Genomic DNA, 25,256 nt, shown 5'->3' with positions numbered 1-25,256 from the left:
GTGTGTGTATCTTTAAAATTTTGGCCGCGAATTATAGGCAATAAATAGCAGCTTGACCAGAGCCTTTATCAAATCAGATATAAAGTACTGTTTTTATGCGCAAATGTAGAGAAAGGTTAGCCTGTTGGCGATGACAATATGATGACAGCGTACAGATTATTTTGCACAGAACTAATTATCGAGGACTCACCTGCCCCACTGCCTTTACTATGGAACCCTAAAACGGCTTAAAGAAACCAACGCTTAAAAAATTAAGCGTTGGCTTTTGCTAATTCTTGGATTTTACCCACAATGGCGCGTAAGCCATTACCGCGAGTTGGCGTGATATGACGCTCTAGGTCTAGTGCTTCAAAATAGCCGTCGATATCAAACGCTAAAATATCTGTTGGCGTTTTGTCATTATAAGCGGCAAGTACTAACGCAAGCAGTCCTTGAACGATAACTGCATCGCTGTCTACGTCAAAGTTGATTTTATTGCCGTCGTAAGACTCCACCAGCCAAACGCTGCTCTGACATCCTTTGACCAAACGCTCAGGTGTTTTGGCATCTTCAGGCAAGCCCGGAATAGATTTCCCTAAATCAATGATGTACTGATAACGCTGTTCCCAATCGTCGAAGAACGCTAAATCATCAATAATTTCGTCACTGCTAGGTAGTTGCATTGCTATTTCCGCTTAATTTGTTTGAAAAATTGTGTGATTAAATTTCACTGCGTGAATGACTAGAAGAACAGACCCGCTTCAAGCTGTGCTTCTTCACTCATCATATCACGGGACCATGCAGGGTCGAATACAAGCTCTACGTTGACGTTTTTAACATGGGGAACCATGGCAACGCGGTATTCAACGTCGCCAACCAATACTGGGCCCATGCCACAGCCTGGTGCGGTCAGGGTCATATCAATATTGACGCTGCTAGTATCTTGATCAATTTCCACTTTGTAGATAAGACCAAGGGATACGAGATTGATAGGGATCTCAGGGTCAAAGATAGTTTCTAACGCGTCCCACACTTGCTGTTCGCTTATGTTTCCGTCTTCTGGCGCGTCAAAGCTCAGAGTCATCGCTTTTCGGCCAATAGCACCTGCATCAGTACCATCGATGCGGTACATGTTGCCACGCCACGTTACCGTATAGTTACCACCGAGCTCTTGGGTGATATTCACAAACTCGCCTTCAGGGATCACGGTAGGATTGCCCGCTGGAACTAAGCGCGCTTTACAGTCGCGCTCGGTGGTCACCATTTTTTGCTTCATAAACTACTTAGTACTCTTTGTTCTACCACTGTTGGCCTTTGACGTGGCGCTTAGCCTACGTTAAAGCTTTCACCGCATCCGCACTCATCAACCACGTTCGGGTTGTTGTATTTAATGACGCCGTTCACACCTTCTGTAACGTAATCAATTTCAGTATTACGCAGTAGGTCGGTGGCATCTGCAGCAACGGCTACGTTAAGTAGTGGCGAAATTTCAACAATTTCGTCATCGGCTTGCGCACTATCTGCGAAATCAAGCACGTAGGCGTAACCTGTACAGCCGCTTACTTTTGTCGATAAACGAATTAACTGACCAGGCTTGTCTTTAAGCTTACTTTCGAAATGCTTAACGGCACTGTCAGTTAGCGAAATGAGCTTTGTACTAGGTACGAAAGTTTCAACACTCATAATGCCTCCTTAGGCCAACATCATTTTTGCTTTTTTAAGCGCAGCAAATAGGCTGTCTACTTCTTCAAGCGTATTGTAAATTGAGAACGACGCACGGGCAGTACCCGGTATACCGAAGCGCTTCATTAGCGGCTGTGCACAGTTGTCACCGGTGCGGATCGCAACGCCTTGTCTATCGAGAATGAAGCCCACGTCCGCCGGGTGCGCACCTTCAAGTAGAAAGCTCAGCACGCCTACCTTATTAGGTGCCGTACCGATTATCCGCATACCGTCAAACGCTTCGGCCTGCTCTGTAGCATAGGCAAGCAGCTTTTGTTCATGTTCATGCAAAGCATTGACATCAAGAGCACTAAACCAATCTACTGCAGCGCCCATACCAATGGCACCTGCGATGTTTGGCGTACCGGCTTCTAATCGATTTGGCAATGCTCCCCATGTGGCTTCATGGTAGGTCACATCTTTGATCATCTCGCCGCCTACCTGCCAAACAGGCCAGGTTTCTAGCACCTCTTTTTTGCCCCACAGACAGCCAATGCCTGTTGGACCGAATAGCTTGTGGCCTGAAAACGCGTAAAAATCACAGCCAATGTCTTGTACGTCAACACCGCCATGAGCAATACCCTGTGCGCCATCAACCAGCACCCATGCGCCTACCGCTTTCGCTTTTTCAGTAAGCAGTTTAATTGGGTTCACCGTACCTAGTGCATTCGATACGTGAGGAAACGCCACTAGCTTTGTGTTTTCAGACAGCAGTCTATCGAAAGCGTCTACGTCTAACTCTCCGCTGTCGAAAATAGGTACAACATTTAGCGTTGCACCAGAACGGCGACACGCTTGTTGCCAAGTAACCAAGTTTGCGTGGTGCTCAAGCTCAGTCACCATCACTTCGTCACCTTCGCTTAGTAGCTGTCCAAGACCATTGGCGACTATATTGATGGCTTCTGTGGTGCCCGACGTCCAAATAACTTCTTCACGCGCTTTCGCGTTAATGAACTTTGCAACGCTGGTACGTGCATTCTCGTAACGGCGCGTGGCTTCATCCGATAAATGGTGCGCACCGCGGTGCACGTTTGCATTCGTCCCCGTGTAAAAATCTACTAAGGCGTCGATAACGGCCTGAGGTTTTTGTGTTGTTGCCGCGTTATCTAGGTAGACCAGCGGCTTGCCGTCTACCGTTTTAGATAAAATAGGAAACTGGGCACGAAGTGCTGCAACGTCTAAGCTCATTTCACCTCCATTTGGGCGAAGCGCTCACTTAAAATTGGTGCTAGCCATTCACGGACTGCCGCATTAGGCACGTCATTTATAAGCTCTTGAATGAAGCCAAAGTTGAGCATTACAAGTGCCTTACTGCGAGAAACGCCGCGGGTAAGCATGTAATACAAGGCTTCTTCTTCAATTTCAGCAACCGTTGCACCGTGAGCACATTTTACGTCATCAGCATAAATTTCAAGCTCAGGCTTGGTGTTGATAACGCCACGGCGAGATAGCAACAAGTTGCGGTTATTAAGTTCAGCCAATGTCTTTTGCGCATCACGATGAATATGAATGCGACCATTGAACACGGCACGTGCTTTATCGCCTACAATCCCACGCGCGTTTTCTTCTGTCGTACCATTAGGCATGGCGTGCTCAATGGTAGAGTGAAGGTCAAATAACTCGCCTTCCGCGAGAAGATAAATGGCGTTCATTTTCGCATCGGCAAATTCGCCGGCGTGATGAATATCTACATCTAAACGGGAAAGCTCACTTCCATAGCCCACCATGGTGCTGTTAAGCGTAGTGCGGTTATGTAGCTTAAAGTGGCTACCACCTAATTGCTTAGCTTTGCCGGTAAACATAGCAAAACGATAGTGCTCTAGGTGTGCATCATCAGCCAAGTCATATTCAGCAAACGCTGTGGTTAAACTTTCAGTATCGCCAAAACCTTGCTCGATAACAGTAGCACTTGCGCCTTCAGCGACCTTCACCACCACACGCGTATGAGCATCAACATTTTGCGACGCCATGTTCACAATGCGCACTGGCGTGTCGATTTTCGCGCCTGCTTCAACATTAATAAATATACCGTGTTGGCACAGCGCATCGTTAACTAGGCCAAACATATGACGGGTAGGTTTAACCTGACCGTATACACTGCTGATCGCTTGCTGCGTGGCAGTATCATCATTATTAAGTGACGTGATGCTCATGCCAGCTGGCACATTTAGCGTGTTAACCTGCGTGACCAAGACACCGTCTACAAATACTAGGTCGATAGCATTTAGGTTATCGATAGCGGGTACCGGTAAACTGTCTGCCTGAACCGCTTGCTTAGCTTCACGCTTTTCAACGGGTGTTAGCGGCGTAAAACGCCAGCTTTCGTTTCTACGGGCTGGCCAACCATCAGCTTTTAACTTTTCTAAGGCCTGCTGACGCACGGGCGCTAAGTAATCGGAGATTTGCGCCGCATCAATGACCTGTTCTAGCCATTGACTCATGCTTCAGCCTCCTCGTACGCTTTACCTAGGAATGCGTATCCGCTCTTCTCAACTTCTAGCGCTAGTGACGCGTCACCGCTTTTCACAATTTTGCCGTCGGCAAGAATGTGAACAAAGTCAGGCTTGATGTAGTCTAGAAGACGCTGGTAGTGGGTAACAACGATGAAGCTACGCTCACCGTCGCGCTGGCTATTAACACCATCGGCAACAACCTGAAGTGCATCAACGTCAAGGCCTGAGTCTGATTCATCTAGAATACAAAGCTTTGGCTCTAGCAAAATCATTTGCATGATTTCGTTACGCTTCTTCTCACCACCAGAGAAACCTTCGTTTACACCGCGCTTCAAGAAATCCAATGGAAGCTGTACCTGCTTGCACGCTTCTTTTGCTTTCTTTAAAAACTCAGCAGCTGTTAATGGCGCTTCGCCGCGCTGTTCGCGCATAGCGTTAACTGACTCTTTCATGAATTCCATATTGCTTACGCCAGGAATTTCAACTGGGTATTGGAACGCAAGGAAAAGGCCTTCACGGGCACGCTCTTCTACTTCAAGCTCTAATAGGTCTTTACCGTTAAGCGTGGCTTCGCCTTCGCTTACTTCGTAGCCGTCACGACCAGATAGGACGTAGCCTAGTGTACTTTTACCGGCTCCGTTGGGGCCCATGATAGCGTGTACTTCACCAGGTTTAACTTCAAGGTTAAGACCTTTTATGATGTTTTTCTCTTCCACGCTGGCATGTAAATTCTTGATACTAAGCATTGATTACCCCACTGAACCTTCAAGACTAATTTCGAGCAGCTTGCCGGCTTCTACGGCAAATTCCATTGGCAGCTCTTTGAATACTTCTTTACAGAAACCGTTAACAATCATAGAAACGGCCTTTTCTGTGTCTAAGCCACGTTGCTGACACAGGAATAATTGTTCGTCGCTCACCTTCGATGTTGTTGCTTCGTGCTCAACAATGGCTGAAGGGTTACGGCTTTCGATATACGGGAATGTGTGCGCGCCACATTTGTCACCGATAAGTAGCGAGTCACACTCGGTGAAGTTACGTGCTCCGTCGGCGCGAGGGCCCATTTGAACCAGCCCGCGATAGGCATTGTTACTGTTACCCGCTGAAATACCTTTAGAGATGATGGTCGACTTGGTGTTTTTACCAACGTGGATCATCTTAGTACCGGTATCAGCCTGCTGGCGACCGCGCGTTAGCGCTACTGAATAGAATTCACCTACACTGTTGTCGCCTTTAAGTACACAGCTTGGGTACTTCCACGTAACCGCAGAGCCGGTTTCAACCTGCGTCCACGAGATTTTCGCATTGGTATGCGCTACACCACGTTTTGTCACGAAGTTGTAGATACCGCCTTTACCGTTCTCGTCACCTGGGTACCAGTTCTGTACCGTTGAGTATTTAATCTGCGCATCATCCATTGCCACTAGTTCAACCACTGCCGCATGCAGCTGGTTTTCATCTCGCTGTGGTGCAGTACAACCTTCAAGGTAGCTTACGTAGCTGCCTTCATCAGCAACAATCAAGGTACGCTCGAACTGACCGGTGTTCATTTCGTTAATACGAAAATAAGTAGAAAGCTCCATTGGGCAACGTGTGCCTTTTGGAATATAGACAAATGAACCGTCAGTAAATACAGCGCTGTTAAGCGCAGCAAAATAGTTATCTGTGCGCGGCACTACCGAACCAATGTATTTCTTTACAAGGTCTGGGTACTTCTGTACTGCCTCAGAAATTGGGCAAAAGATCACTCCCGCTTCTTCAAGCTTATCGCGGAACGTAGTTACAACCGATACCGAGTCGAATACCGCATCTACCGCGACGCCTGCCAGCATTTCCTGCTCGTGTAGAGGAATGCCCAGCTTTTCATAGGTGCGAAGTAGCTCAGGGTCAACTTCATCTAGCGACTTAGGTTTATCTTTCATACTCTTTGGTGCCGAGTAATAAGAAATGGCCTGATAATCGATTTTCGGATAGTCGACATGCGCCCAATCAGGCTCTTCCATTTCTAGCCATGCATGATAAGACTTCAAACGCCATTCAAGCATCCATTCAGGCTCGTTTTTCATTGCTGATATGCGGCGGATAACCGACTCGTCCAGGCCGCTTTCAAACGTTTCCGATTCGATTTCTGAATAGAAACCCGCATCGTACTTTCTTTCTAACGCCTGTTCGATCTGTTCACTCATGTTGGGATCTCACTTGTTTGCCTGCATTTGCTGCCACTAACCTTTCTATTTAACTGGCAAATAAATCACCCCACGGTCTTGGTAATTTATATCGACTTTCAACTTCAACAACGTCATTTATTTGGGTTTACGCCCAAAAGAGTTGCCAAAACTGCCAGTTACATTGCGGACAGCCTAAAATTTTGGTGCCGTAGTATATAATACCCGACTATTTCACTCAAATATTCAGCCATTAATTTATGGCCACTTACGCGTTTTAAACGCTGCTTAAAGGTCAATTTCCTTCAAACGCGCATTAATTTTCTTCCACATTCACTGAAATAAAAAAGAATGCGCTAACACTAACTACGCTTTGTCTACTACAAAAACCCGCGCTCAACGACGGTATAGGCGTTTATGCTGAAACCGCTTGGCGTAGTCTTGTGGTTACATCCACTACTTTTTGTATTACGTAATCGATGTCTTCTTGGGTCGTAAAACGCCCCACGCTGAATCTAATTCCTGCATGCGCCAATTCGTTGCTGCGGCCAATCGCTTTCAGCACATACGAGGGCTCTAGACTCGCTGATGTACATGCCGACCCTGAAGATACAGCAATATCATTTAAGCCCATCATCAAGCTTTCACCGTCTACACCCGCAAAGCTCACATTTAAAATACCCGGGATACGCTGTGTTGCGTGCCCATTTAAATAGATATCGTCGAGCTGTTGAAGGCCTTGCCACAGCGATTCACGCAGCGCTAATATGCGCGCACTGTCCTCTTCCATTTTTGAAGAAGCTAGCGCGATGGCTTCACCCATTCCAACAATTTGGTGGGTGGCTAATGTACCCGACCGCATGCCGCGCTCGTGGCCCCCGCCATGAATTTGTGCAACCAGATTGATTTTAGGACGGCGACGCACATATAGTGCCCCCATACCTTTCGGGCCGTATATCTTGTGCGCCGATATAGACAGCAAATCTATAGGAAGCTCAGCTAAATCAATGGCAATTTTGCCCACACTTTGCGCACCATCCACATGAAAAAGAATGCCTTTGTCACGACAAAGCTGGCCAATAGCTTGAATGTCTTGGATAACGCCAAGTTCATTGTTCACATGCATCACCGACACCAGAATAGTGTCGTCGCGCAACGCGTTTTCGAGATCATTTAAATCAATTAAACCGTTTGGCAATACTTCAAGATAGGTAACCTCAAAGCCTTGGCTTTGTAAGAACTCACAGGTATCCAACACCGCTTTATGTTCGGTGTTAACGGTAATGATATGTTTGCCTTTATTGGCATAACCTTCGGCGACGCCTTTTATAGCAAGATTGTTCGATTCAGTGGCCCCCGAAGTAAAAACAATTTCTCTAGGGTCGCAATTAATCGCGTCGCTGATTTGATTTCTAGCAACATCAACCGCTTCTTCTGCCATCCAGCCGAAGCGATAACTACGAGAAGCTGGGTTACCAAAGTTGCCATCCAGCGTTAGGCATTTTGCCATTGCCTCGGCCACACTTGGGTCTACCGGTGTTGTTGCTGCGTAATCTAAATAAATGGGTGTTGATAAAGCCATGCGTTACTCAATACCAATTTAAAGTTGAATACTAACTTCGATATCTTTGGTGATATGACGAAGTGATGCATTACCGTCTTGGCGGTCGGCTACTTCTTGCACATCACGCTTTGCCATTAACTCGCCCAACGTAATTGAATTCAAAAACGCCGCAATGCGATCACTTAGGTCTTGCCACAAGCTGTGCGTTAGGCAGCGATCGCCGCCTTGACAGTCTGCTTGTCCTTGGCAACGTGTCGCATCAATGGACTCGTCGACGGCGCGAATGACTTCGCCTATCGCAATTTTGCTTGCTTCACGGCCTAACAAATAGCCGCCGCCAGGCCCACGAACACTGTCTACTAATTGCTCTTTACGCAATCGAGAAAAAAGCTGTTCAAGGTAAGATAAAGAAATTTCTTGTCGTTCTGAAATGTCGGCAAGAGGCACTGGACCACGCTTTGAATGCAAAGCGACATCAAGCATTGCGGTAACCGCATAGCGCCCTTTCGAAGTGAGTTTCATTGGATTCTCCCGCCGTTTTATAGTGCGGGAATTTTCACATACCCGACTAAAATGGTCAAGTATAAGACCCAGTAAATTAGTCAGGTATTATTGATTCGATTCATCGCTTTTTTGTATCAGGACTTTCGTTTCGTTTAAGCACCATCCTATTAAGCACTATTAGGCGCAAAATTTGCGCGGAAAGGTCTGCTAATAAAAGGCGATGAATGGCTTATTTGAAGGGTAAATAATATTGGCGACCATAAGCGCTATTTGTTTGCATTTAAGTGAATATGAGCAAGAATACTGTCTGCTATCCGATGTGATTGAACGGTATCTATTTGATGGCGCAACCCGCGCAATATTTGATGTTTAGCACCTGATATAGCCCTGGCTGTCGCAACACCGCCACTGGGATGCACCATGTGATCAACATCTCCGTGTATCACTAATGTTGGGGCTTTGACATTTTGAAGCATTGGCGTTCGGTCCCCAGATTTCATAATAGCACCGATTTGCCGGAACATCGCTTTTGCATCACTTTTGCCACCATTTCGCTGCCATGCCAAACGCGCGTACTGATGCCATTGATTTACGGCTCCGTTTGCAGCTACATCGCCAATATGCGTCATCATTGCCTGATAGTTTTTTACTGCGTCTTTTTCGTTCATTGGCGCTTTAGCTCTTGCCATTCGCCATAGCGTTGAATAAGAGGGTTGCCCTACGCGGCGATTCCCTGTCGTCGAGAAAATAGACGTCATAGATATCACTTTTTCAGGATGCAGACTTGCAAGAGTCTGTGCAATCATCCCTCCCATAGACATTCCTGCGATATGTGCGCTTGATATATTTAGCGCCTCTAACAACTGTGCAGTATCTTCAGCCATCCGTTCAAGTCCATATGCACCTTTCGGCGACCTTCCTCTTAACTGCTGTAATAGGCTGGGATGCGGTGTGTCGCTGCGTACTGACCTTCCTGCATCACGATTGTCAAAGCAAATAACGCGAAATCCACTAGAAACTAAACGCTCAATAAGCGCGTTTGGCCAATAAACTAACTGAAGACCTAAACCCACAATGAGTACAATGGTGTCGGTATTTCCGACACCATGTTCGGCATAGCAAAACCTATCACCGCTTTTAAGCGTTACGTATTGCTCATGATGCTGGGCTAAACTCATTTAAAGCTCTCGTGATTTAATAAAAGTAAGTGTGCGTCTATTAAAATTTCTATTCAAACTTAAGCGCTGGATCGTCTACACGACCTTTCCGAAAAATCTTCACGTCTTGTGCATAATTGAACGACATAGACCAAGGAAACTGCATGCCTTGACGTGGCAATTGTTCTAAAGAGCGTTGGATGTAGCCAGCGCCAAAGTTTAGCAACGGTTGTGTTTCCATATTTGGGTCTGCTATAGGTGTACACTGTGTAAAGCCGTGCTCTTCCATATGATTGAGCAATCGCGTGAAATGTTCACATAGAAGGCCAATTTTTAGTGTCCACGATGAAGCTGTATAACCCACCGCGATAGCAAAATTAGGCACGCCACTGAGTAACATACCTTTATACGTAACACATTCTGGAAGCGAAACAGCTTCACCATCAATTTTTGGCACTATCCCTCCTAGAGGCAGAAGGTTTAATCCAGTGGCTGTTACTATAATATCTGCTTCAATATGCTGGCCCGAATCAAGTTTAATGCCCGTTTCAGTAAACGTTTCTATAGTATCTGTTGCAACCGACGCCTTACCTTTCGAAATTGACTCGAATAAATCTCCACCCGGAACTGCACACAGTCGCTGCTCCCAAGGATTGTAAGGAGGGTTAAAGTGTATATCTACTGGATACCCTTCGGGTAACATTTTTGCATTAAGACTGCGTATTATTTTGCGCGCACGATGTGGAAAGCGCTGACAAAACGCGTACACCCAACGCTGTTTCGCTATGTTAAACCAACGCGCAGCTTTAAACGCTGTATCCTCGCTAAACCACGCGCGTAAATGTTTTGCGATTGGGTCATCTACGGGAACAGGCAATACGTAGGATGGCGTTCTTTGCAGCATAGTCACGTGCGATGCGCTTTTCGCTAGTGCGGGAACCAGCGTTACCGCCGTTGCACCGCTTCCGATTACCACGACGCGTTTGTTTTCGTATTCCAGATCTTCGGGCCAATGCTGTGGATGTACAACCTGGCCGTTAAATTGTGATTGCCCTTTGAAATGTGGTGCATAACCTTTATCGTATCGATAATAACCCGAAGCGTTAAATATCCATCTGGCGGCAATGTGCTCATGCTGCCCACTCTCTTCTGACTTTAACGTAACCAGCCAATAGTGTTTATCGCTTTGCCAATTTATATCTACCACACGAGTTAAAAAACGTATGCGCTCTTTAATACCGTTTTCAGCCGCGGTTTCTTCGACGTAAGCCTTTATTGAACGACCATCAGCAATGGCCTTTTTCTCTTTCCAAGGTTTGAATTCGTAGCCAAAGGTGAATAAATCAGAATCTGAGCGTATTCCCGGGTATTTGAATAAATCCCATGTGCCGCCCAAATCACTGCGGGCTTCTATAATAGAATATGAAAGGTCAGGACATTTTTTTTGAATATGGTAGGCGCAGCCGATACCCGAAATTCCGGCTCCAACAATTAGTACGTCGAGTAATGGCGCTGTTTCTTGCATAACGTCCCTGAAAAGTGATGATCAACCTTTCATCTCAATGTATGTTGGAGTTATGCATGAGTCAATGTGCTTGTTAATGTTTTGTAAAAACAAGCTTTTGTGAATTTTTACTATATAAGGGTGAAGGTTCTCCGCCTTAGCACCCGAAAATAGTATGCGGAATTAGAGTTAAATAGCGGGGTCGAAAGAAGAATGAGCCTTCTCTCGCTCTTGGGTTTCCGTTAGGTCGAAACCCGTTTCTGCGAAATCTTCAGCGCTAATATTGTGTAAATTATCGGTACACACATCGCCACCTAGTGACTGAATGACCTTGCACATCTCTTCCACTTTGGTGTCCATTTGGTGCATGTGCTCTAGCATTATGCCCATCGCATTGGCCACAGGATCAGGGTTATCTGGCGCGACAGCATAGGCATCAAAACCATATTTCTGGGCAATTTTATCTCGCTCGGGGTTTACCGACGCATTCATCTCTTTTTGCTTCGAGATAATGATACGCCCGGGGATCCCCACTGCCGTAGCGCCATCAGGAATATCTTTTACGACCACAGAGTTAGACCCTACTTTAGCGTTTTCACCTATAATAATAGGCCCCAACACTTTGGCACCAGCCCCAACTACAGCGCCTTTTTTAAGGGTTGGGTGGCGCTTACCTGCTCTCCAGCTAGTGCCTCCAAGAGTAACGCCGTGGTAAAGGGTAACATCATCGCCAATTTCTGCTGTTTCACCAATGACCACACCCATACCGTGGTCGATAAATACCCGTCGTCCTAACGTGGCACCAGGATGAATTTCAATCCCCGTAAGCCAGCGGCTAAAGGTTGATAAACTGCGTGCCAACCATTTCCATTCAGCCTTCCATAGTTTGTGACTAATGCGATGCAGCCACACCGCATGAAGGCCAGGATAGTTGGTGAGCACTTCAAAGGTGTTTCTGGCCGCTGGGTCGCGATGAAATACACCTTGAATATCATCTTTTATACGGGCGAACATAGTGTTTACTCTTTTTCTTCTATCGCTGGTGCAGGGTCTGCATCGCCAGAGTTAGCATTCTTCACCGATTTATCGATAGACGCCAATATACCGCGCAATATATTAAGCTCTTGAGACTCAGGGCGTGCTCGGTTAAACAAGCGGCGCAGCTTAGTCATAACCACACCCGGGTGACTTTTGCGAATGAATGACGTGCCTTCTAGCGTGGTTTCCAAATGCGTATAAAAACGCTCTAAATCGTCATTCAGTGGATATTCTTCCTCAACACTTGGATAGGTTTCGCGATTTAGATAGGCCATGCGAATCTCATAACAAAGGGTTTGCACTGCTGCAGCTAAATTAAGTGAGCTATATTCAGGGTTGGCTGGAATACACATATGGAAGTGACACTGCTGCAGCTCTTCATTAGTTAAACCACTGTTCTCACGCCCAAACACCAAGGCTACCGGGTACTTTTCTACTTCTTGGACCAGCTTCTCTCCACAGTCGCGCGGGCCTAACATAGGCCATGAATGAGTGCGAGAGCGTGCTGACGTCCCTACTACCAAGCCACAGTCTTTAACTGCCTCTTCCAGCGTGCTTACAATTTTCGCGTTAGCAAGCACATCACCAGCCCCTGCCGCCAATGCACTGGCTTGGCCGTCTGGCTCATTTACTGGGTCGACAAGATATAAGCTGCTCAGCCCCATGGTTTTCATAGCTCTTGCTGTCGAGCCGATGTTTCCCGTGTGAGACGTGTTAACTAAAATAATGCGAATATTCTCGAGCATGCGTGTAATACCTACGTACTTATTTGGATAGCGTCTTTAATTCGATAATACGCGCTTTTGGCGTGCTATCTTACAGACCTTAATAGCGTGAAGTTTAACACAGCGGCAGTATAGATGGCTATTCACGCTATTGTGCTGGGATTTCATTTGCATCGCGCATAGATTCTGGTAGACTCCGCCCGTTTTCGAAAACAACTAGCTATTTTTTGTACAGTTAGTTTGTTTCATTGGTCTTTTACAATTGGTGGTTTATCTATGCATCCTATGCTGAATATTGCGGTGCGCGCTGCGCGTGCGGCTGGAACAGTTATTGTTCGTGGTTTTGAAAAACATAATGAAGTAGCAACAGAGTCAAAAGGCTTAAACGACTTCGTTACTCAAGTTGATAAAGAAGCAGAACAAGCAATTATTGCCAAAATTCAGCAGTCTTACCCGAACCATTGCTTCCTAGGTGAAGAATCGGGTGAAGTTTTGGGCACAGAAACTGATTATCAGTGGATCATCGATCCACTAGATGGCACCACTAACTTTGTAAAAGGCATTCCTCACTTTGCCGTTTCAATTGCACTTCTTCACAAAGGTCGCTTAGATCAAGCGGTTGTTTTCGACCCAATTCGCAGCGAACTATTCACCGCGAGCCGTGGTCAAGGCGCGCAGCTTAACGGTTATCGTATTCGTGCTTCTAAGCCTCGTGACCTTTCTGAAACCATTATTGCTACTGGCTTACCGTTTAAGAACAAATCTCAGTTTGGCGAGTATGCACTAAGCTTAAACAAGATTTTCCACGAAGTGGGTGACATTCGCCGCGCAGGTAGTGCTGCGCTAGACCTTGCTTACGTTGCAGCCGGCCGCCACGACGGTTACTGGGAGCGCGGCATTAAATCTTGGGATATCGCAGCAGGTGAGCTTATTGTTCGTGAAGCTGGCGGCTTGGTAACTGACTTTAAAGGCGGAAACGACCCGCTTCACAAAGGCGAAATTGTTGCTGGTAGCGTGAAGGTTGTTCAAGGCTTAGTGAAGCATCTTAAGTAAGAAGCATCTTAAATAAGAAGCATCTTAAATAAATCGCTCGTAAGCACATAAACTGAGCCGATAAACCAAGCACAGTTAAACAGTAAAGGCGCTATGACACGAATGACGTGACATAGCGCCTTTTTCTTTTTCTCACTTATTGGTTTCGTTATACCTGCGGTAACACACCGCGATTACGAACACTTTACCTCTCGCTAAGTGGCTAATGAGCTATGCGGACTGGTGTTTAACTTTAGGCCAAATAAAAATCTAAGTATTAAAAAGCGCTTGGCGACTTCGTATGTCAGTGCGCACCCCACAACGGTTATTAGCGTTATTAAAATAAATTCTCCGAGTGTCGACGATACACGGGAGCTCAAAAAGAACGCCGCCACCACAATTATCGTTTGATGCACCATATAGTATGGCAACACGCCTTTGTTCAAATAGCTCACCACCTTACTCGGGTTAGACAAATATTTTCGACCGAACCCCAATATTGCTGCCAACCATGCCCAGTGATTAAGTACAACGATTACACCAACCAAAACACGAAACCCAGGCGACGACTCCATTAACTGCCCTGTAGGGCCTAGCAAGTCGTGACGGTCTAAAATTATGACGCTGTAAAGTACTATCGCAATGGTTAAGCTTACGTAACGGGACCTCATAATTGCAGCATACAATGCGGGTCTAAGCGCGACCACAATACCTACCAGCATCACAAAAAAGTACTTTGCATGACTATACCAATCATTAAGCAAGTCGTGCGACGTGGGATATGCTACTCGTAGTTCCAGCCATATGGCAGTCATGATCGTAACCACTAACACGCTAAACAGCGCCAAACTATCGAGTACTCTCAACGCCCTTACTTCCACAAATCTGATAAGCGGGAAAAACAGCAATATGAAAGCGCTATACACAAAAAGGTAAGGTAAAAACCAAAGGTGATTCCATGTCAGTAAGCCAATTACCGATTGTTTGTCGATAAACAAGTCAGTATTTGGATTAATGTAAGCAACGTAGAACTCGCTAAACGGCATGGCTAGTGCTCCGCTGACTGGCCACTCTACATAAACTTGTGGCGCGACGATAACAAACATACCGAATACAAGAGGAATTAATATCCGCAACGCCCTCTTCCCCAGTAGTGAAAGAGATACACGCCAGCGAGAGGTCGTTTGGCCATAAGCGCGGCGCAGCACGACGGTAAATACCATGGCAGAGATCAAAAATAATAAAGACATACGCCATTGGTTGGTCAATATCATCACGTCTTGTAGTAGTGGAAATTGCACGTCGCTTTTTATATGCCAGCCCCACTCTAAAACGTAATACATTCCGATGTGATAAAAAATGAGTACACCAAACGCGATGACACGCAGTGCATCCAACTCGAAATAACGCTGAGTGACAGGACTCTCGACAACGGCCTTCTCTCTCGCCTCCCCCTTTGAAGTTCTATTAACAAACGTTGCTTCCTGATCAACATATGCTTGCGTCAATGTCCTCACTCCTATTCAATAGTGCTTAACTAACGTGTTGCATCTAATGTGATAGACGTCCGACAGCAAACGCCTAAGTGACGAGAATTAAGGGAAAAAGGGTTAAGCGGTGAATAACTGGGATGAAAAATGGAGTCAGTTTCTTAGGGATTCTGAATCAAAACATAAGTACGCTGCATTCGTTTTGCTTGCAGCCTATTTGTTTATAAACAATTCGATCAATGCTGCGTCTAGTTGGACTGAATTTTCTCGAAGCGACAATAACAGCGTAGCACTTTGGGAGCCTTACGTTTGGGAATACTCGAGTGCTTTGAGCACCGCTTTGCTCGTCATCCCATTAATTATCGCTATACGTACACTCGATCAGAAAGTAAAAGTGGGAGCGACATGGCTTGGGTGGCATTTTGCCTTCGCCAGTTTATTTTCGGTAGCCCATGTATCATTAATGGTAGCATTTCGGAAGCTCGTCTATTTATTCTCTGAACGCAATTATGACTTTGGGATATGGCTCAATGAGTTCATCTACGAATATCGAAAGGATGTATGGGGCTATATTACTCTGATTACTTTTTACTATATTGCACGGTTTGGCTATCAACGCTTAATTGGTGAAGCATCACCTATTACACGCGACACATCACAGGTAACGAATGACAACGTGGCCAGCACCTTACCTGACTATTTATTGGTGAAAAAGCTCAATAAGGAGTTTTTGGTTCAAGTCACCGACATACAGCGAGTAGAAGCCTCAGGAAACTACATTAACCTTCATACTCACGTGGGCGTTTACCCCTTGCGTTATACCCTTGGCCGGTTTTGTGAAGAAGGAGCGCATCAAGGCTTTATGCGAGTGCACCGATCGCACGCAGTGCGAATACCTGCCATTGTGTCTATAAGTTATGAAGAAACGGGGGATGGAACAATAATGCTCAATAACGGTCAATCAGTAGCGCTTTCCAGGCGATATAAAGATGATCTGAAACAAGCATTAGCCCCCAATCAATAGTAAATTCCACTTTTGATAAAGCATAAAAAAACCGCATCGTAGATGCGGTTTTTGTACGTTTCAAGCGTGTAAAACTAAGGCATAGGATCTAAATCTGCGCCTTCCTTTTCCACTTGTGGTGGCATTAGGTCTTCTTTACTAATACCCAATGCAAGTGCCACTGAACTTGCGATATACACCGATGAGTAAGTACCAACCACTACACCGAACAACAAGGCGGTTGCAAATCCGTGAATAAGCGCCCCACCCTTGTAGAATAGTGCAACCAATACCAACACCGTGGTTAATGATGTGATGATAGTACGGTTTAGGGTTTGCGTTAGCGAGATGTTGATAATCTCAACAGGCTCACCTTTACGAATTTTGCGGAAGTTCTCACGAATACGGTCACACACAACGATGGTATCGTTAAGTGAATAACCAATTACCGCTAGTACTGCTGCAAGTACCGTAAGGTCAAACTCGATTTGAAGTACTGAAAACAAACCCAGCGTAAGTATAACGTCGTGAGCTAGTGCCGACACTGACCCTAGAGCGAATCGCCATTCAAATCGCATCGCGATATAAACTAGAATACACAAGAGTGCGACTAGCATCGCAAGGCCGCCCTGTTCGGTAAGCTCTTCACCTACGTTAGGACCTACGAACTCGATACGACGCATATCAACCTCAGTACCGTCAGCGCGCAAGGCAGCTAGTACCTGTTCACCAATAGTCACGGCTTTAACGCCATCACGAGGAGCAATGCGGATAAGTACATCTTGGCTGCTGCCAAAGTTTTGCACTATAGCATCTTCAAAGTTCGCTTCGTTTAGCTGGGCGCGAATGCCTTCTAAGTTAGCAGCGTCCTCATAGCCAACTTCAATTAGCGTACCGCCAGTGAAGTCTAGCCCCCAGTTAAGGCTATTAACGCCTAGCGACACGAACGAACCTAAAATGAGTACCGTTGATAACACCATCGCAGGAATGCGAAGGCGCATAAAATTGACGGTATCGGATAGTTTTAATAATTGCATGTTACTTCCTTAAATCGCCAATTTCTCTACGCGTCGACCGCCCCATACTGCGTTAACAATAACGCGCGTAACAAGGATTGCGGTAAACATCGAGGTTGCTATACCAATCATCAGTGTAATCGAGAAGCCTTTAATTGGGCCTGTGCCCACGGCAAACAGGATTAAGCCTGCAATGAAGGTGGTAATGTTAGCATCTAGAATGGTAGAAAAAGCACTGTCGTAACCTTGATGAATGGCATGCTGTGGGCTGCGGCCATCACGTATCTCTTCTCGTATACGCTCAAAGATAAGCACGTTTGCATCTACCGCCATACCAACGGTCAGTACAATACCTGCCATACCCGGTAGCGTAAGCGTTGCACCAGGGATCATCGACATAATGCCCACAATCATAACTAGGTTTGTAATCAGAGCGATGTTCGCTACCACACCAAAGGCTTTGTAGTAAATCAACATGAAAACAAGTACCGCTGCCAGACCATACATAATAGCCTGCATGCCCAGCTCAATGTTTTCTTTACCCAAGCTTGGTCCAACCGTACGCTCTTCAACAATTTGAATTGGCGCAATCAGTGCACCTGCGCGAAGTAGCAACGCTAAGTCACGGGCTTCTTTCGGTGAATCAAGACCTGTGATTTGGAACTTGCTACCCAGCTGCGCACGAATAGTCGCAACCGAGATAACTTGCTCGTGTTTTTCAAACACTAGCTTGCCGTCTTTGTTACGTTCGCCAGTCGACTTGTATTCGATAAACACCGTAGCCATTGGTTTACCAATGTTCCCACGAGTTGAGCGAGACATCTTATTACCGCCTTCAGAATCAAGCGAGATGTTTACGTTCGGAAGTCCGTACTCATCAACACCGCTATTCGCATCAATAATATGGCTACCGGTAAGCATAATACGCTTTTCAAGTAGCTGAGGAATGCCTTGCTGATCTTCAATCACTTGAGAGCCAGGAGGAACGCGGCCGTTCAATGCATCACGGATATCGTTCTTCTGATCTACCATGCGAAATTCTAGTGTTGCTGTGGCATTAAGAATTTCTTTCGCACGAGCAGTGTCTTGAATACCTGGAAGCTGTACGACTATGCGATCAGCACCTTGCTTTTGTACAAGCGGCTCAGCCACACCAAGTTGGTTTACACGATTACGAATAATGGTAATGTTTTGCTTAACCGCGTTGTCGCGAATTTCCTGAAGCTTGCTTTCAGCAAAAATAGCGCGAAGTGTTAAGTCGTCCACCTGGTTAAAGGTTAGGTCGCGACTTTGGTTGCGCAAAAAGAACTCTGCCTTGTCTAGCGCATCTTCATCACGGAACGTAATGTCGATATGATCGTCAACCTGTTTTACACCGCGATAACGAATGCCCTCTTCACGCAGAGAAGTACGGAAACCACCCTCTGCGTCTTCTAGCGACTTAGCAATCACTTCGGTCATATCCACTTCCATCAAGAAGTGAACACCACCGCGAAGGTCAAGACCTAGCTTCATTGGCGCGCCACCTAGGCCTTCAAGCCATTCTGGCGTGTCAGGGGCAAGGTTCATAGCCACGTAGTAGTCATCACCAAGCGCCTTTTCAAGCGTTTCGCGCGTTACAAGCTGGGTGTCAGAATCCGAAACGCGAACTAATATTTGTTCGTTCTCAAATTCAACACGTTTTGGAGAGATATTCTTTTCACTTAGCGCGGCTTTTACTTGTTCCACAGTGGCGTCAGTTACCACAGCGTCACGGCCTGCTGAGATTTGTACGGCGTGATCTTCACCGTAAATGTTAGGAAGCGCATAAAGTGCACACATTGCAACCACAATGAGTGCACTCAGTACTTTCCAAATAGAGTTTTTGTTTAGCACTGGATAATCCTTTCGTGCCAGTACCGGGAAGCGTCCCGGCCCCGGCTTTTGTTACTTACAGTGACTTCATCGTGCCTTTAGGCAGCACAGCAGTTACTGAAGACTTCTGAACAACGATGTTGTTTGAATCGTTAAGTGCAACTTCAATGAAGTCTTTTTCTTCTGACACTTTAGTGATTTTTCCTACCAAACCACCTTGTGTTAACACTTCATCGCCTTTGCTAAGTGACGATACTAGGTTTTTATGCTCTTTTACACGCTTAGCCTGTGGACGGTAAAGCAAGAAGTAAAAGATTAAACCAAATACAGCTAGCATGATGATCATTTCCATGCCGCCACCTTGCGGCGCACCAGCAGACTGTGCGTAAGCGTTAGAGATAAATAGGCTCATAAAATTCCCCAAATATTATCGTTGTTATAGTGCCGGAACCGGCAACCCTTTTTGTTCATAGAATTCTTGTACAAACTCATCAAGCGTACCTGCGTCAATCGCATCGCGAAGACCCTGCATCACACGCTGATAGTAGCGTAGGTTATGGATGGTGTTTAAGCGCGCACCCAAGATTTCGTTACACTTGTCCAAATGATGTAAATAAGAGCGAGAATAGTTTTTACAAGTGTAGCAATCACAATTCTCATCTAATGGCGAGGTGTCGTTTCTGTGTTTCGCATTGCGAATCTTCACTACGCCTTCAGTCACAAACAGGTGACCGTTTCGCGCGTTACGCGTGGGCATTACACAGTCAAACATATCGATGCCGCGACGCACAGACTCTACCAAATCTTCAGGTTTACCCACGCCCATTAAATAGCGAGGTTTATCTTCCGGAATTTTAGGCGCGGTATGATCGATAATGCGGATCATATCTTCTTTCGGCTCACCTACTGAAAGACCACCAATGGCGTAACCGTCGAAGCCAATAGCTTCAAGGCCAGCAAGTGAAACGTCGCGCAGACCTTCGTACATACCGCCTTGAATGATACCAAACAGTGCTGCTGGGTTATCGCCATGGGCTTCTTTACTACGTTTGGCCCAACGTAGCGACATTTCCATTGAAACGCGCGCTTCTTGTTCAGTAGCGGGGTACGGCGTGCACTCATCAAAAATCATCACGATGTCAGAGCCCAAATCGCGCTGAACTTCCATCGATTTTTCAGGCGTAAGTAAGATCTTTTCGCCGTTTATCGGAGAGCGGAATGTTACACCTTCTTCGGTAATTTTACGCAAATCACCCAAGCTAAACACTTGGAAGCCACCCGAATCCGTAAGGATTGGCTTGTCCCAATTCATGAAGTCGTGCAGGTCGCCATGCTGGCGAATAATGCCTGTACCAGGACGAAGCATCAGGTGAAACGTGTTTCCAAGACAGATGTGTGCACCGCTGTCTTTTAATTCTTCAGGGGTCATTCCCTTAACAGTACCGTATGTACCTACGGGCATGAACGCTGGGGTTTCAACAACACCGCGTTCAAACACCAAACGACCGCGTCGTGCTCGGCCTTCGGTTTTTAACAACTCAAATTGCATGTGAAAGCATTCCCACTTTGTTGCGCTTTTGCGCTGGGTATAAAAATAAATTGGCGGCGATTATACCAGTAATTCGGCTGAGATCATGCCCCGTATCTATGTTTATCTGTAACTAAGCTAGAAAGGCCCGCAAAACACCGGTTTAAACGCCTAATGTCCTCGGGCGAATGTGCTTAGGCGCGTTCAATAAACATAGAATCACCGTAGCTAAAGAATCGATATTCTTTCTCTATCGCTTCTTGATACGCCTTCATGACATTCTCTTTGCCAGCAAATGCGCTAATTAACATCATTAGCGTGGACTCTGGAAGGTGAAAATTGGTGAACATTGCGTCTACCACTTTAAACTCAAAACCAGGGTAGATAAAAATCTCAGTATCTTCGTTAAATGGCGCAATAACTTCCTCATCACAGCGCTCTGCACTTGCCTTTGCCGCTGACTCCAAAGAGCGTACAGAGGTTGTACCCACTGCAATAACGCGTTTACCGTTGGCCTTTGTGGTTAGAACAGCGTCAACAACGTCTTGTGGTACTTCGGCGAACTCTGCGTGCATTTTGTGCTCTTGAATATTATCAACGCGCACAGGCTGGAATGTACCCGCGCCAACGTGCAAAGTTACAAAGGCCAAATTAACGCCTTTTTCTTTTAACGCAGCCAGTATTGCATCGTCAAAGTGTAGCCCTGCAGTAGGCGCCGCAACCGCGCCCGGCTTTTGATTGTAAACGGTTTGATAGCGCTCTTTGTCTGAACTTTCATCGGGACGGTCGATGTAAGGAGGTAGCGGCATGTGGCCATGGGCTTCTAGCAGCGTTAATACGGTCTCATCGTGGTCAAACTGTAAAATAAATAGCGCATCGTCTCGCCCTGTCACCGTAACATTCACTTTTTCTTCAAGAATCAGCTTAGATCCAGGCTTAGGCGCCTTGCTCGCGCGAACATGCGCTAACGCTGTATTGTCTGATGTGATGCGCTCGATCAGCACCTCAACCTGACCACCCGTTTCCTTTTTGCCCAGTAAACGTGCAGGAATAACCCGCGTATTGTTGAACACCAAGAGGTCGCCTGGCTCTACAAATTTCAGCATGTCAGCGAACATCGTGTGCGCTACATTGCCAGTCTTCCCATCTAAATGTAACAAGCGACTCGCTGTACGTTGCTGAGTTGGGTATTTGGCGATAAGTTTTTCGGGTAGCTCGAAGCTAAAATCTGATAGTTTCATAAATACGACTAAATTACGGCATAAAAGTTAGACAAAAGTAGAATATTAAGTGTTATTTAAGTTGCAGCTAAAGGCTAATAAAAATAGATCTACAGATTAAGCCAAAGTCAGAATAAAAACAAAAAATGTTTATTATCAACAAATTAAAAATTAACGTATATTATAAAATAACTTTATATTGAACAATATACGTACAATTCAATTTATTAAATAGCACTTAACTCCTTAAACGGTTAAGATACCTGCAGATAGTGATGATGTTCTCCCATAAACATTCCTTATCATTCGTACCCAGCACTTGCTGGGTATTTTTTTATCTGCTTATTTTCCCTGCCTACCTTCACTCATCGCAACGTTATTGCGAAGCTTCGATTCCTCTGCGCGACAGGTTAGTTGAATATCGATATCTTATGAACGGCGGTATTTTACGCTGTTTATTGCTGAAGATCAGTTAAGATTTCCTCCAAAAGCGCCCCATCTAATGGACGCGCCTTCAACACGTACAAAATCTGCAGAAGTAAATCGGCGCCCATAATACCTTTATTTACCTTATTTCTAAGATTATCTGCGCTTTGCTCCACGCCAATCTCTTCCAGCCTTTGGCTTAACGCTTGATATTTTACGCCGCGCACAGACATCTCAGATTTCACGACTCTTGCTACCGTTTGCCGCCACGCATTTTTAGCACCTTGCGTATTTCCAGTGTTCACACAGCCTCCAAAAAACCACACAAATGTGATATATATTTTACAAAAACACACTTTTTTACACTTATAGCATGTATTTAATGTTGACGATTATGGCACAACAGGTCTACACTGCAAGTCTAGATATTGGCGAAGATGAAAATAGTCGTTACAGTAACTTCGGTGGTTAATACAGCAAAGTATCTGTTTTTAATAAAGTGCAGTTGTATAACACACCACTTACACGACATTCATTTTCACAACTATCGCTTCAATAATTAAAGGAGAAAGGTATGAGCTGGGAACTGGAAAGCATCGAAGCCTTATTTAAAGAGCATGATGACTTTGTGGTAACACGTGAGGAAAACTGCTTACTTATTGCTAATCAAGACGGCATAGATGCCTGGCTTGCTATCAGCGGAGAGCAGATCTTAGTAGAGAGTCTTTTGTTTGCAGCGTCGGAAGTGAAAGATAAGCCAGCGCTAGATCATGAAATATTGTCTACTCATATGGTGTTCCCTTTGACCACGGTAGGCATTTCAAACATTGGTGGTGAAGAGTACTACACTGCCTTTGGTGCGCTAAGTGCCCAGTCAAAAGCCGAAAGTATCGTTATTGAAGTGGAAACCCTGTTTCAGAATGTTGCATCTTTCTTAGATGCCTACGAAACACACCTTAACTAAAATTTACTTCTAAGGAGAAGCGAATGTCAGTGTGGAAAAAATTAGTAACTGCAGTAAAAGGTGGTGCAACCGAAGCTGCTCAATCTGTCGTAGACAGTCAGGCTATTCGAATTCTGGAACAAGAAATTAGAGAAGCCAAAGAAGAATTGCGTAAGTCAGACCATGCACGTACCCAAATCTTGGCAAAGTGTAAACTTTCTCAGCAAAAAGTGGATAGCTTCAATTCGTCAATTGCGGAATACGAAGCTCACGCGCGCAAAGCCATCGATAGCGACCGCCAACTCGCGCTAGACTGTGCGCAAAAGGTGTCTGAACTTAAAGAAGAACGAGACCAAGAACAAACATATCTTGATCAGTTCCAGCAGTCAGAAAAGCAGCTGGCACAAAATATCCAACAGGCGAAAGCGAATTTACGTCGCTTAGAGCAGCAAGTGGATATGGTAAAAGCCACTGAAAGCGTTCAGAAGGCGCAAGTAGCGGTTTCTTCACGCCACATGGGTGCGAATAGCAAAATGAAAACGGCGACAGAGTCACTGTCACGTATTCAAGATAAGCAAAAGATGCGCAATGCTGAACTACAAGCTGCAGAAGAGTTAGCAAATAATGAATCGAGCAGCGATCTAGAAAAACGTCTAGCCGAAGCGGGCATTAAAGGTGGTAAAACCTCGGCCGATGACGAGCTAGCGCGAATTCTAGGCAAGTAAGTTAGAAAAATGGGAGCTACGCGCTCCCATTTTTAATTCTTGTTACAATAATTTCCTGCGTAAATTACCGTTAAGTAAAGCGCTAACCTAGACAAATCAAGTACTTCAAGGCAGAGTAAGGGCACGCATAACAAGGGCTGTTTCTTTTATGTCTCCATGGATAAAACTGCGAAAAATCATGCTGCAATATTTTGCAGAATCACGCTGGTACACTATTGTCGGTGCCACCGCCTTTTACGCAGTAACAAGCTATTGGCTACTTTACGCTGCAGACGAGCACGATTTAATTACCAACGCCGACTTTATTTACTGGCTGGCGGTCACCGCCTCTACAGTGGGCTATGGTGATTTATCTCCCGTCACGCCAGCGGGAAAACTGGTTGTAGCGCTTTACGTCATACCGCTTGGTTTGAGTATCTTCGCCATGGTAATTGGCCGGATTGCAGCTTGGGTTTCATTAACGTGGAAGAAAGGATTGTTGGGTATGAATAGCTTGATGCTAGATGAACATATCTTAGTAATTGGGTGGAATGAGCAGCGTACTATGCTACTGCTTGATTTAATACTTCAAGAACGCGATGCCATGCCAGAGCGCCCTGATATTGTGCTGTGTGTGAAGGCCGATATCACTAACCCCATGCCTGGCGTGATTGAGTTCGTGAAGGTAGATTCGTTTAACAAAGACGAAGATATGGATCGCGCCTGCGTGTCCACCGCCCGAACTATTCTTATCGATAACCCACAAGACGATGTCACCATGACTACCGCGCTGTATTGTACTAAGCGTAATCCTGATGCACATCAGGTGGCCTATTTTGATGATGATAGCCTAGTCAGCTTACTTCAGGATCACTGTCCTAAAGTGGAGTGTACACCCAGCGTGGCAATAGAAATGTTAGTTAAAGCCGCTTTTGATCCTGGTTCTAGTATGCTTCATCACGACTTGCTGAGTATTGAAGAGGGCCAAGCGCAATTTTCAGTAAAAATACCAGAAAGTAGCCACGCCATTTCTGTTGCTAAGTTATTTATTAACTTGAAACGTAAACACGATGCCATCTTTATTGGTTATGCGCCAAATGGTCTTGTGAAAGAAATGGTGGTAAACCCACCGTTGGACGTTACGTTAAACCCGGGAGACACCTTGTTTTATATTGCTGAGCGCCGCATTAATGCAATTAACTGGTCTTCTCTAGACGCTGATTAAGAGG

The 25,256-nt window shown here is 45.6% G+C and carries 25 protein-coding genes; 5 read left to right on the top strand and 20 right to left on the bottom strand.

Annotation, left to right across the window (positions count from 1 at the left end):
* Positions 1 to 251 precede the first annotated feature (251 nt).
* From AC0J2X_RS02260 to trmJ, 13 genes are all read right to left on the bottom strand, one after another.
* On the bottom strand, positions 252 to 662 hold the full coding sequence (locus tag AC0J2X_RS02260) for a SufE family protein (RefSeq protein ID WP_014950170.1): 411 nt from the start codon (positions 660 to 662) through the stop codon (positions 252 to 254).
* A gap of 59 nt (positions 663 to 721) precedes the next feature.
* On the bottom strand, positions 722 to 1,255 hold the full coding sequence (gene sufT / locus AC0J2X_RS02255; RefSeq protein ID WP_014977033.1) for a putative Fe-S cluster assembly protein SufT: 534 nt from the start codon (positions 1,253 to 1,255) through the stop codon (positions 722 to 724).
* A 50-nt stretch (positions 1,256 to 1,305) separates the two neighbouring features.
* Positions 1,306 to 1,662, bottom strand: coding sequence for a HesB/IscA family protein (locus tag AC0J2X_RS02250; protein ID WP_014950172.1), 357 nt, complete (start codon positions 1,660 to 1,662; stop codon positions 1,306 to 1,308).
* 9 nt (positions 1,663 to 1,671) lie between these two features.
* Entirely contained in the window at positions 1,672 to 2,889 is a 1,218-nt protein-coding gene (locus tag AC0J2X_RS02245) for an aminotransferase class V-fold PLP-dependent enzyme (protein WP_039231541.1), read from the bottom strand.
* A complete protein-coding gene (sufD, locus tag AC0J2X_RS02240) occupies positions 2,886 to 4,142 on the bottom strand; it encodes a Fe-S cluster assembly protein SufD (RefSeq protein WP_039228366.1) in 1,257 nt (418 codons plus the stop codon). The genes AC0J2X_RS02245 and sufD overlap by 4 nt, the downstream gene beginning before the upstream one ends.
* Positions 4,139 to 4,900, bottom strand: coding sequence for a Fe-S cluster assembly ATPase SufC (gene sufC / locus AC0J2X_RS02235; protein ID WP_014979831.1), 762 nt, complete (start codon positions 4,898 to 4,900; stop codon positions 4,139 to 4,141). The genes sufD and sufC overlap by 4 nt, the downstream gene beginning before the upstream one ends.
* A 3-nt stretch (positions 4,901 to 4,903) precedes the next feature.
* Positions 4,904 to 6,340, bottom strand: a complete 1,437-nt coding sequence (sufB, locus tag AC0J2X_RS02230) for a Fe-S cluster assembly protein SufB (protein WP_014950176.1) — start codon at positions 6,338 to 6,340, stop codon at positions 4,904 to 4,906.
* 394 nt (positions 6,341 to 6,734) lie between these two features.
* Complete coding sequence (locus AC0J2X_RS02225; RefSeq protein ID WP_069944618.1) at positions 6,735 to 7,901, bottom strand: IscS subfamily cysteine desulfurase; 1,167 nt, start codon at positions 7,899 to 7,901, stop codon at positions 6,735 to 6,737.
* 18 nt (positions 7,902 to 7,919) lie between these two features.
* The gene (iscR, locus tag AC0J2X_RS02220; RefSeq protein WP_014950178.1) at positions 7,920 to 8,405 is read right to left on the bottom strand and encodes a Fe-S cluster assembly transcriptional regulator IscR; all 486 of its coding nucleotides are present in this window, start codon (positions 8,403 to 8,405) and stop codon (positions 7,920 to 7,922) included.
* A 248-nt stretch (positions 8,406 to 8,653) separates the two neighbouring features.
* Complete coding sequence (locus AC0J2X_RS02215; RefSeq protein WP_069944619.1) at positions 8,654 to 9,565, bottom strand: alpha/beta fold hydrolase; 912 nt, start codon at positions 9,563 to 9,565, stop codon at positions 8,654 to 8,656.
* 49 nt (positions 9,566 to 9,614) lie between these two features.
* Positions 9,615 to 11,069, bottom strand: a complete 1,455-nt coding sequence (locus AC0J2X_RS02210) for a flavin-containing monooxygenase (protein WP_069944620.1) — start codon at positions 11,067 to 11,069, stop codon at positions 9,615 to 9,617.
* A 168-nt stretch (positions 11,070 to 11,237) separates the two neighbouring features.
* Positions 11,238 to 12,062, bottom strand: coding sequence for a serine O-acetyltransferase (gene cysE / locus AC0J2X_RS02205; RefSeq protein ID WP_014950181.1), 825 nt, complete (start codon positions 12,060 to 12,062; stop codon positions 11,238 to 11,240).
* Positions 12,063 to 12,067: 5 nt separating this feature from the next.
* Positions 12,068 to 12,832 carry a tRNA (cytosine(32)/uridine(32)-2'-O)-methyltransferase TrmJ gene (gene trmJ / locus AC0J2X_RS02200; RefSeq protein WP_014950182.1) on the bottom strand — a complete coding sequence of 255 codons (765 nt, stop codon included), beginning with the start codon at positions 12,830 to 12,832 and terminating at the stop codon, positions 12,068 to 12,070.
* Positions 12,833 to 13,087: 255 nt separating this feature from the next.
* Here trmJ and suhB point away from each other — a divergent pair, with 255 nt between their 5' ends.
* Entirely contained in the window at positions 13,088 to 13,864 is a 777-nt protein-coding gene (suhB, locus tag AC0J2X_RS02195) for an inositol-1-monophosphatase (protein WP_014950183.1), read from the top strand.
* A 194-nt stretch (positions 13,865 to 14,058) separates the two neighbouring features.
* Here suhB and AC0J2X_RS02190 read toward each other — a convergent pair whose 3' ends face one another.
* Positions 14,059 to 15,351, bottom strand: coding sequence for an acyltransferase family protein (locus tag AC0J2X_RS02190; RefSeq protein WP_069944621.1), 1,293 nt, complete (start codon positions 15,349 to 15,351; stop codon positions 14,059 to 14,061).
* A 109-nt stretch (positions 15,352 to 15,460) separates the two neighbouring features.
* Between AC0J2X_RS02190 and AC0J2X_RS02185 the strand changes: the two genes are divergently transcribed.
* Positions 15,461 to 16,357, top strand: coding sequence for a LytR/AlgR family response regulator transcription factor (locus tag AC0J2X_RS02185; RefSeq protein WP_069944622.1), 897 nt, complete (start codon positions 15,461 to 15,463; stop codon positions 16,355 to 16,357).
* Between the two features lie 74 nt (positions 16,358 to 16,431).
* Here AC0J2X_RS02185 and secF read toward each other — a convergent pair whose 3' ends face one another.
* The 6 genes from secF to AC0J2X_RS02155 form a co-directional block, all read right to left on the bottom strand.
* The gene (secF, locus tag AC0J2X_RS02180) at positions 16,432 to 17,373 is read right to left on the bottom strand and encodes a protein translocase subunit SecF (protein ID WP_472995726.1); all 942 of its coding nucleotides are present in this window, start codon (positions 17,371 to 17,373) and stop codon (positions 16,432 to 16,434) included.
* A 9-nt stretch (positions 17,374 to 17,382) separates the two neighbouring features.
* The gene (gene secD, locus AC0J2X_RS02175) at positions 17,383 to 19,227 is read right to left on the bottom strand and encodes a protein translocase subunit SecD (RefSeq protein ID WP_014950187.1); all 1,845 of its coding nucleotides are present in this window, start codon (positions 19,225 to 19,227) and stop codon (positions 17,383 to 17,385) included.
* A 55-nt stretch (positions 19,228 to 19,282) separates the two neighbouring features.
* The gene (gene yajC, locus AC0J2X_RS02170) at positions 19,283 to 19,618 is read right to left on the bottom strand and encodes a preprotein translocase subunit YajC (RefSeq protein WP_014999069.1); all 336 of its coding nucleotides are present in this window, start codon (positions 19,616 to 19,618) and stop codon (positions 19,283 to 19,285) included.
* 24 nt (positions 19,619 to 19,642) lie between these two features.
* The gene (gene tgt, locus AC0J2X_RS02165; protein WP_014950189.1) at positions 19,643 to 20,755 is read right to left on the bottom strand and encodes a tRNA guanosine(34) transglycosylase Tgt; all 1,113 of its coding nucleotides are present in this window, start codon (positions 20,753 to 20,755) and stop codon (positions 19,643 to 19,645) included.
* Between the two features lie 173 nt (positions 20,756 to 20,928).
* Positions 20,929 to 21,975 (bottom strand): tRNA preQ1(34) S-adenosylmethionine ribosyltransferase-isomerase QueA, encoded by a 1,047-nt coding sequence (queA, locus tag AC0J2X_RS02160; protein ID WP_472995725.1) that lies wholly within the window; start codon positions 21,973 to 21,975, stop codon positions 20,929 to 20,931.
* A 434-nt stretch (positions 21,976 to 22,409) separates the two neighbouring features.
* Positions 22,410 to 22,685 (bottom strand): DUF6471 domain-containing protein, encoded by a 276-nt coding sequence (locus AC0J2X_RS02155; protein ID WP_202942201.1) that lies wholly within the window; start codon positions 22,683 to 22,685, stop codon positions 22,410 to 22,412.
* A 269-nt stretch (positions 22,686 to 22,954) separates the two neighbouring features.
* Between AC0J2X_RS02155 and AC0J2X_RS02150 the strand changes: the two genes are divergently transcribed.
* The 3 genes from AC0J2X_RS02150 (at position 22,955) to AC0J2X_RS02140 (ending at position 25,252) form a co-directional block, all read left to right on the top strand.
* On the top strand, positions 22,955 to 23,344 hold the full coding sequence (locus AC0J2X_RS02150; protein WP_014950192.1) for a DUF2170 family protein: 390 nt from the start codon (positions 22,955 to 22,957) through the stop codon (positions 23,342 to 23,344).
* A 23-nt stretch (positions 23,345 to 23,367) separates the two neighbouring features.
* Positions 23,368 to 24,048 carry a PspA/IM30 family protein gene (locus AC0J2X_RS02145; RefSeq protein WP_014950193.1) on the top strand — a complete coding sequence of 227 codons (681 nt, stop codon included), beginning with the start codon at positions 23,368 to 23,370 and terminating at the stop codon, positions 24,046 to 24,048.
* A 148-nt stretch (positions 24,049 to 24,196) separates the two neighbouring features.
* A complete protein-coding gene (locus AC0J2X_RS02140) occupies positions 24,197 to 25,252 on the top strand; it encodes a potassium channel family protein (RefSeq protein ID WP_170826512.1) in 1,056 nt (351 codons plus the stop codon).
* Positions 25,253 to 25,256: the final 4 nt, after the last annotated feature.

This window comes from Alteromonas sp. R7 (assembly GCF_055755235.1).
The sequence above is the reverse complement of the archived record's forward strand: the minus strand, read 5'-3'. Positions and strand labels throughout refer to the sequence as shown.

Excerpts from the sequence above, each read along its gene's own strand:
- AC0J2X_RS02260 (WP_014950170.1), bottom strand. The coding sequence starts at position 662 with ATGCAACTACCTAGCAGTGACGAAATTATTGATGATTTAGCGTTCTTC.
- sufT (WP_014977033.1), bottom strand. The coding sequence starts at position 1,255 with ATGAAGCAAAAAATGGTGACCACCGAGCGCGACTGTAAAGCGCGCTTA.
- AC0J2X_RS02250 (WP_014950172.1), bottom strand. The coding sequence starts at position 1,662 with ATGAGTGTTGAAACTTTCGTACCTAGTACAAAGCTCATTTCGCTAACT.
- AC0J2X_RS02245 (WP_039231541.1), bottom strand. The coding sequence starts at position 2,889 with ATGAGCTTAGACGTTGCAGCACTTCGTGCCCAGTTTCCTATTTTATCT.
- sufD (WP_039228366.1), bottom strand. The coding sequence starts at position 4,142 with ATGAGTCAATGGCTAGAACAGGTCATTGATGCGGCGCAAATCTCCGAT.
- sufC (WP_014979831.1), bottom strand. The coding sequence starts at position 4,900 with ATGCTTAGTATCAAGAATTTACATGCCAGCGTGGAAGAGAAAAACATC.
- sufB (WP_014950176.1), bottom strand. The coding sequence starts at position 6,340 with ATGAGTGAACAGATCGAACAGGCGTTAGAAAGAAAGTACGATGCGGGT.
- AC0J2X_RS02225 (WP_069944618.1), bottom strand. The coding sequence starts at position 7,901 with ATGGCTTTATCAACACCCATTTATTTAGATTACGCAGCAACAACACCG.
- iscR (WP_014950178.1), bottom strand. The coding sequence starts at position 8,405 with ATGAAACTCACTTCGAAAGGGCGCTATGCGGTTACCGCAATGCTTGAT.
- AC0J2X_RS02215 (WP_069944619.1), bottom strand. The coding sequence starts at position 9,565 with ATGAGTTTAGCCCAGCATCATGAGCAATACGTAACGCTTAAAAGCGGT.
- AC0J2X_RS02210 (WP_069944620.1), bottom strand. The coding sequence starts at position 11,069 with ATGCAAGAAACAGCGCCATTACTCGACGTACTAATTGTTGGAGCCGGA.
- cysE (WP_014950181.1), bottom strand. The coding sequence starts at position 12,062 with ATGTTCGCCCGTATAAAAGATGATATTCAAGGTGTATTTCATCGCGAC.
- trmJ (WP_014950182.1), bottom strand. The coding sequence starts at position 12,832 with ATGCTCGAGAATATTCGCATTATTTTAGTTAACACGTCTCACACGGGA.
- suhB (WP_014950183.1), top strand. The coding sequence starts at position 13,088 with ATGCATCCTATGCTGAATATTGCGGTGCGCGCTGCGCGTGCGGCTGGA.
- secF (WP_472995726.1), bottom strand. The coding sequence starts at position 17,373 with ATGCAATTATTAAAACTATCCGATACCGTCAATTTTATGCGCCTTCGC.
- yajC (WP_014999069.1), bottom strand. The coding sequence starts at position 19,618 with ATGAGCCTATTTATCTCTAACGCTTACGCACAGTCTGCTGGTGCGCCG.
- tgt (WP_014950189.1), bottom strand. The coding sequence starts at position 20,755 with ATGCAATTTGAGTTGTTAAAAACCGAAGGCCGAGCACGACGCGGTCGT.
- queA (WP_472995725.1), bottom strand. The coding sequence starts at position 21,975 with ATGAAACTATCAGATTTTAGCTTCGAGCTACCCGAAAAACTTATCGCC.
- AC0J2X_RS02150 (WP_014950192.1), top strand. The coding sequence starts at position 22,955 with ATGAGCTGGGAACTGGAAAGCATCGAAGCCTTATTTAAAGAGCATGAT.
- AC0J2X_RS02145 (WP_014950193.1), top strand. The coding sequence starts at position 23,368 with ATGTCAGTGTGGAAAAAATTAGTAACTGCAGTAAAAGGTGGTGCAACC.
- AC0J2X_RS02140 (WP_170826512.1), top strand. The coding sequence starts at position 24,197 with ATGTCTCCATGGATAAAACTGCGAAAAATCATGCTGCAATATTTTGCA.